6 protein-coding genes and 1 pseudogene are annotated in these 6,797 nt (G+C 34.3%); 4 read left to right on the forward strand and 3 right to left on the reverse strand.

Annotated elements, in window-relative coordinates:
- The 4 genes from ACIQ2X_RS12265 to ACIQ2X_RS12280 form a co-directional block, all read left to right on the forward strand.
- On the forward strand, positions 1 to 565 hold a 565-nt coding region (locus tag ACIQ2X_RS12265; protein ID WP_396179207.1), incomplete at its 5' end, for a glycosyltransferase.
- Positions 501 to 1,829, forward strand: coding sequence for an O-antigen ligase family protein (locus tag ACIQ2X_RS12270; protein WP_396179208.1), 1,329 nt, complete (start codon positions 501 to 503; stop codon positions 1,827 to 1,829). The genes ACIQ2X_RS12265 and ACIQ2X_RS12270, both read left to right, overlap by 65 nt.
- Positions 1,826 to 2,809, forward strand: a complete 984-nt coding sequence (locus tag ACIQ2X_RS12275; protein ID WP_396179209.1) for a UDP-glucuronic acid decarboxylase family protein — start codon at positions 1,826 to 1,828, stop codon at positions 2,807 to 2,809. Before ACIQ2X_RS12270 ends, ACIQ2X_RS12275 begins: the two co-directional genes overlap by 4 nt.
- Before the next feature lie 141 nt (positions 2,810 to 2,950).
- Entirely contained in the window at positions 2,951 to 4,303 is a 1,353-nt protein-coding gene (locus tag ACIQ2X_RS12280; protein ID WP_396179210.1) for an exopolysaccharide biosynthesis polyprenyl glycosylphosphotransferase, read from the forward strand.
- Here ACIQ2X_RS12280 and ACIQ2X_RS12285 read toward each other — a convergent pair.
- From ACIQ2X_RS12285 to ACIQ2X_RS12295, 3 genes and pseudogenes are all read right to left on the reverse strand, one after another.
- Positions 4,300 to 5,484, reverse strand: a complete 1,185-nt coding sequence (locus ACIQ2X_RS12285; RefSeq protein WP_396179211.1) for a glycosyltransferase family 4 protein — start codon at positions 5,482 to 5,484, stop codon at positions 4,300 to 4,302. The genes ACIQ2X_RS12280 and ACIQ2X_RS12285 overlap by 4 nt on opposite strands.
- Positions 5,485 to 5,498: 14 nt before the next feature.
- Positions 5,499 to 6,596, reverse strand: a complete 1,098-nt coding sequence (wecB, locus tag ACIQ2X_RS12290; RefSeq protein WP_396179212.1) for a non-hydrolyzing UDP-N-acetylglucosamine 2-epimerase — start codon at positions 6,594 to 6,596, stop codon at positions 5,499 to 5,501.
- A gap of 5 nt (positions 6,597 to 6,601) precedes the next feature.
- A pseudogene (locus ACIQ2X_RS12295) lies at positions 6,602 to 6,797 on the reverse strand (phenylacetate--CoA ligase family protein); the annotation flags it as partial.

The following is a 6,797-nucleotide window of genomic DNA, read 5'->3' on the forward strand; positions in this document are numbered from 1 at the left end:
TTTAGAAAATTATAACGTTCAACCCAATCAGTACAACATGATTTTGGCACGTTTGGAACCCGAAAATAATATTGAAACGATTCTTGACGGTATTGTTTTAAGCCAGACCGAAACGCCCATTTTAGTTGTTGGAAACCACGAAACCCAATTTGGAATTTATTTAAAAGAAAAATTTAAAAACACAACTGCAATTCGGTTTTTGGGAGCGGTTTATAATATGCATCATTTGGATAATTTGAGGTATTATGCCAACATTTATTTTCACGGTCATTCGGTAGGTGGAACCAATCCTTCGTTGCTCGAAGCGATGGCCTCCAAAGCATTAATTGTGGCTAACGATAACGATTTTAACAAAGCTATTTTGAAGGCAAATGCCTATTATTTTAGTACTGCTGATGATGTTAAAAATTTAACTTTAAGAATCAAAAAAAATGATAACTTGCAATTTATTGAAAACAACTTCTTGGCAATTGCCCAAGAGTTCAACTGGAATTTGATAAATGGGCAATACTTACAATTATTTGAAAAATCGATTTCTGAAAATCAGCAACTTAGAGCGAAATAACGAAATTTTTGTTTTTTTAATTGTTTCTGTTTTACTCGCCATTCCGCTCAAACACAACATCGGTAGTCTCTCCATTATTTTGTTTGTACTCGTTTCTTTGTTGAAATGGAAAGCCACAAATGTTTCTTTTAGCAAAACACTTTTCATTCCAGTCGTCTTTTATGCCTTAATGGTGCTTTCGCTTTTATGGACTTATGATTTCGAACGTTCCTTAGCCGGTTTACAAAAAGAAATCATCTTTTTATTTGTTCCTTTGGCATTTTTGTTAATGCCGAAACTAACGCAAGAACAACGAACCAGCATTTTCAAATGGTACAGTTATGGAATGGTGTTGTACTCACTTTTTTACATTCTAAAAGCCCTGTACCGATACATATCCACGGGCGATAGTGCGGCATTTTTTTACCACGAATTGGTTACTTTGGACGTCAACGCCATTTACATGTCGGTTTTTGTATCGTTTGCATTATTTTATTTCATTAATCTAAGAGAAAAAAATAACCTTATTCGAGTATTGATTGGATTTCTGGCTGTAATGGTGTTTTTATTATCTTCCAAAAGTATTATTTTCATTGATTTCATACTTGTTATTTGCTATTATTCCTTTTATTCGCAAGTACCCAAAAGTGTGCGGTATTTAACGGTTACGGTTTTTGTAGGATTTTTATTCTTTTCATTATTTTTTGTAAAAGAGGTTCGCGAACGTTTTTTGTTGGAATATGAAACAGCTTTTGTAGATAATACGATTAATGAAAAAATTGCCGACGGAGCTGGTGTGGTGTACAATGTGAGTTTACAACAGGCTTGGAATGACGAAAAATTTCAGGCCAATCAGTTTTTTCCAGGTACTGCTTTACGGGTCTACCAGTTCAGGATTTTTAAAGAATTGATTGCCGAAGAGTCTGTTTTTTTTACGGGTTTCGGACTCGAAGCCTCCCAAGCACAAATTCAGAAAAAAGCCCTGCAATACGAATTGTATGATGGTTATGGCGATTTTAATTTTCACAATCAATACACCCAAACGTTTGCCGAACTGGGTATTTTTGGGTTTTTATTGCTTTTCGCAATGATTTATGTTACACTAAAAAAAGCAATTCAACACAAAGATTTCTTACATATTGCTTTTGCAATTACAATGATAGTTTTATTTTTGACCGAATCATTTTTTTGCAGACAGCGAGGGATTACCTTTTTTATTGTTTTATACTGTTTATTTAATTCGAAACTTCCAAGCAGCACGGCATACAAATCAAATTTGACATGAAAAAAATTTTAATCACAGGAGCTGCGGGATTTTTGGGTTCTCATTTGTGTGACCGTTTCATAGCTGAGGGTTACCACGTAATAGGAATGGACAATTTGATTACCGGCGATTTAAAAAATATTGAACATTTATTTAAGCTCGAACATTTTGAATTTTACCACCACGACATTACCAAATTTGTTCATATTCCTGGAAATTTAGACTACATTTTACATTTTGCCTCTCCGGCAAGTCCGATTGATTATCTAAAAATCCCGATTCAAACCTTAAAAGTAGGTTCTTTAGGAACACATAATTTGTTGGGTCTGGCTCGTGTAAAAAATGCACGAATCCTTATCGCATCGACTTCCGAAATTTATGGAGATCCATTGGTTCATCCGCAAACAGAGGAATATTACGGAAATGTAAACACGATTGGGCCTCGAGGCGTTTACGACGAAGCCAAGCGTTTTCAGGAATCCATCACAATGGCGTATCATACTTTTCATGGTGTCGAAACCCGAATTTTACGCATTTTCAATACCTACGGTCCGCGAATGCGTCTCAACGACGGCCGTGTAATTCCTGCTTTTATTGGTCAAGCGTTGCGTGGTGAAGATTTAACTATTTTTGGCGATGGAATGCAAACGCGTTCGTTTTGTTACGTTAGCGATCAAGTAGAGGGTGTTTTTAGGTTGCTGCATTCCGATTATGCACTCCCTATAAATGTGGGAAATCCAGACGAAATTACCATCAAAGATTTTGCTCAAGAAATCATTAAACTTACGGGAACGAAGCAAAAAATTGTGTATCATCCATTGCCATTAAACGACCCTTTACAACGGCAACCGGACATTACCAAAGCACGGGAAATTCTGGGTTGGGAACCTAAGATTGGTCGGGCAGAAGGAATGAAAATTACCTACGAATATTTTAAATCCCTTTCTTCGGAAGAATTACTTAAGGAAGATCACAAAGATTTTTCGAAGTACATAAATTAAGTCATGAAATGAGCACACCGTAATTGAAAAACAAATACAGAGGATGACCCATGTGGCTCGAACCAAGTGAACACTCGAAGCAATTACTTAACTTGTCCCGAGTTTTCGGGCTAACCAATAAAAAACAACAAATATCTAAATATGAAAAACAAAACCGGTAGATATTCCGCTTATATTCGGCCGTTTTCGTACGTTTTGGATTTGGCAATTATCAATTTATTTGCCTATCTATTTTTGTCGGAAGTGTTGTATTCGCTCTATTTTGCCGTTTTCATTTCGTTATCTTGGATCATTATTTCGCTGAATATTGGTTTTTATGAGGTGTATCGTTTTACAAAAGTAGTAGCCATTGGTAACCGAATTTTAAAACAATTTGCTTTGTTTACCATTGTTTGCTTTGCTTTTTTAGGTTTGTATGTTAAAAATTCTAATCCACAACAAACCCTTCAATATACGGCTCTTTCGCTTTTTGTTATTGCAAGTTTCAAATTGTTTATTTATTATTTCTTGCGAAAATACCGCACCTTGTATGGTGGGAATTTCAGAAAAGTGGTGCTTTTAGGAAGTCCAAAGCGGGTTGCACAATTAGCTGCTTTTTTTGAAGACAATCCCGATTATGGGTACCAATTGATCAAAACGTTTAATACCGATACAGATAAGAGGTTGGCAATTCAAGCCTGTTACGATTTTGTGAAACAAGAAAAAATCGACGAAATGTACTGTTCGTTATTTGATTTGACCAATCCACAAGTCAACGATCTTATTGACTTTGCCGATAACAACCTCAAAATCTTAAAATTTTTACCCGATAACAAAGAGTTTTTCGCTCGAAATTTAAAGCTGGATTATTACGGATACATTCCGATTTTATCGCTTCGTAACATTCCTCTGGACGACATTATTAATCAGGTTTTGAAACGCACGTTCGACATCGTATTTTCGTTAATTATTATCTTTTTTGTGTTGTCTTGGTTGATTCCCATATTGGCTATTTTTATAAAATCCGAATCGAAAGGACCGATTTTCTTCATGCAAATGCGAAATGGCTTGAACTACAAAGAATTCAATTGTTACAAATTTCGCTCCATGCGACTCAATGAAATTGCCGATTTAGAACAAGTTTCAAAAAACGATCCTCGCATTACGAAAATCGGGCGGTTCATGCGAAAAACCAGTATCGACGAATTGCCGCAGTTTTTTAATGTTTTTCTTGGCGAAATGTCCGTTGTAGGACCAAGGCCACACATGGTAAGCCACACCGAAATGTATGCTCGAAAAGTAGATAAATTTATGGTTCGTCATTTTATCAAACCAGGAATCACCGGACTTGCTCAAACCAATGGTTTTCGAGGCGAAGTAGAAAACGATCAAGACATTATTTACCGTGTAAAATACGATATTTTTTACATGGAAAACTGGTCGCTGCTACTCGATTTAAAGATTATTTTGATGACTTTGGTTAACGCCATCAAGGGCGAAGAAAAAGCGTACTAAAAAACTTTATTTTTCATTAAACCAATCATTTGATTGTCAAGATTGAAAATTTCTTGGGTTTTTGTAAAAATTTCTTTCTTCATTTTATCCAATTCTAACCTACTTAAATCAGAAATTGAAATCAGTTTTTTGTTTAATTCACCATAATCTCCTACGGTAATTACCCAGCCTATTTTATTTTCTTCAACAATTGTTGCACCTTCACCACCACCAAGGTAAAGTGTTGGAAAACCAAGCGAACTGTACTCAAAAATTTTAGACGGAACAGATCCATAAATTCTTGTTTTCAAGGGTACAATGGCAATATCTTGTGTTTTTAAAGTTTCATGCAACTCTTTTCGTCCCATCATTCCATGAAAAAATATCTTTTGTTGTTTTTGGTTGGAAATTAAGGTTTCTATTGCTTTTTTTTCGGCGCCATCACCAAATATATGTAGCTCAATATTCAAATGGTTCAAATCTATTTTTTGACACAATTCTAAAACACCTTGAGCAATTCCTAAAAGGCCTGCATAGAAAATTTTAATCGGTTGCTTTTCCTGTGTTTCCAATTCTATTTTCGAAATTTTATGGTCTGGAAAATTGCGGTACAAATGACATTCCTTTTCAGGAAACAAAGTGTGTATGTGCGAAATAATTTCATTCGACTGTCCTAAAATCAAACTCGATTTCTTGTATATAAAGCGTTCAAAAAACAGAGAACTCTTGTGTGAAAAAGAATTTTCTTTCAATGCATTTAATTCAATTGCAGCTAGAGGCCATAAATCGGAGACATTTAGAATTATTTTCTTTTTTTTCCAAGAAAGTACCAAAACTGCAATAAAGGAAAGTAATAAAGGAGGTGATTGAACAATCACTTTTTCAGGTGTTTTTTTAAAGAGCAAGTAAAAAAATAAACTCAATGTAAACGATAAAACAGAAACAATGCGAACCAATAAATTCGGACTAACACTTGGATAAATCCAAAGGCGTTTGACACTTATGTGTTCTCTATTTTCAGTCACCGAAAATTTTCCTTTGTATTCTGGAAATAAAATTCCTTTTGGATAATTTCCAAGCGGACAAACCACAGAAACGGTATAATTATTTTGTTTTAATTTTAAAGCCAATTGCTCAATTCTATTTGCAGCAGCGCCTTTTTCGGGTGGATAATAATTAGATACGATTAAAATTTCTTCCATTAACGATAAATTTACTAAATTTTTTGATGGTTTTTCAATAAAATAGCAATAATTCGTTCAGAACTTTTTCCGTCCCAAAGTTCAGGGATTCCTTTTTGAGGCAAACCATTTTTTAAGAATTTTGTAAATTCTAAAGTTAGATTTTCAATAGAAATTCCTACCAAATTATTGGTTCCAACTTCAATGGTTTCAGGTCTTTCAGTTGTAGTTCGCAAAGTAAAACAGGGAATTCCTAAAACTGTAGTTTCTTCTGAAATTCCTCCCGAATCTGTAATTACCGCAAAACTATTTTTAATCAAATACATAAAGTTCAAGTAACCTTGTGGTTCGACAAAATGAATATTTTTTAAATTTAAATTCGTTTCCCTTAAAATTGCTTTCGTTCTTGGATGTATAGGAAAAATTATTTTTCTCCCGCCAACCATTTTGTCAATTCCTTCTAATAAATCAATCAAAGATTTTTCTTCGTCTACATTGGAGGGACGATGCAAGGTTAAAATAATGTAATTTCCAATTTCTAAAGTACTTTCATGCCAAAAAGAAGGCGGAGAAATTCTATTCAAATTTTGATGCAATGTATCAATCATCACGTTTCCAACAAAATGAATAGCATCAGATTTAGCACCGTATTTTAAAAGATTTTTTCCAGCTAAGGTTGAGGTAGTAAAAAAAATATCGGTAATACTATCGGTTACAATTCGATTGATTTCTTCTGGCATCGTCATGTCACCCGAACGAATTCCGGCTTCTACATGAATTACTTTTATGTTCATTTTTTTGGACACAATTGCACAAGCCATAGTAGAATTTACGTCTCCTACAACTAAAACATAATCACAAGGATTTTGAATTAATTCTTTTTCAAAAGCAACCATTATGGCTGCGGTCTGTTCGGCTTGAGTTCCACTTTTGACTTCCAAATTGGCATTAGGAAAGGGAATATTCAATTCGTCAAAAAAAGTACCGCTCAAGTTTTTATCGTAATGTTGTCCTGTATGGACTAATCTGAAGGAGATATTTTCCCCTTCTGTTTGTTTGGATTTAATCGCTTTAATAATGGGTGCGATTTTAATGAAATTGGGTCTAGCTCCCGCTATTATTGTGATTTTCATGTTTTTTATTTTACTAAAGAAACAAATTGTTTTAACTTGCCGCTTTTTGACCGTTGTAAGAAGTCCTTTCGATCAAAAATTACGGTCAAATTAGGTTCCAAATATTCCGATATTGCTTGTTTAATTTTCTGCATTTGCATTTCATCGAGCGGTTCTAAGCTTACATATTCAATTTCAAAAACATCTATTTTTGTTTGTTTG

Source organism: Flavobacterium sp., from assembly GCF_044368625.1.
Classification (GTDB): Bacteria; Bacteroidota; Bacteroidia; order Flavobacteriales; family Flavobacteriaceae; genus Flavobacterium.

Excerpts from the sequence above, each read along its gene's own strand:
- ACIQ2X_RS12270 (WP_396179208.1), top strand. The coding sequence starts at position 501 with ATGGGCAATACTTACAATTATTTGAAAAATCGATTTCTGAAAATCAGC.
- ACIQ2X_RS12275 (WP_396179209.1), top strand. The coding sequence starts at position 1,826 with ATGAAAAAAATTTTAATCACAGGAGCTGCGGGATTTTTGGGTTCTCAT.
- ACIQ2X_RS12280 (WP_396179210.1), top strand. The coding sequence starts at position 2,951 with ATGAAAAACAAAACCGGTAGATATTCCGCTTATATTCGGCCGTTTTCG.
- ACIQ2X_RS12285 (WP_396179211.1), bottom strand. The coding sequence starts at position 5,484 with ATGGAAGAAATTTTAATCGTATCTAATTATTATCCACCCGAAAAAGGC.
- wecB (WP_396179212.1), bottom strand. The coding sequence starts at position 6,596 with ATGAAAATCACAATAATAGCGGGAGCTAGACCCAATTTCATTAAAATC.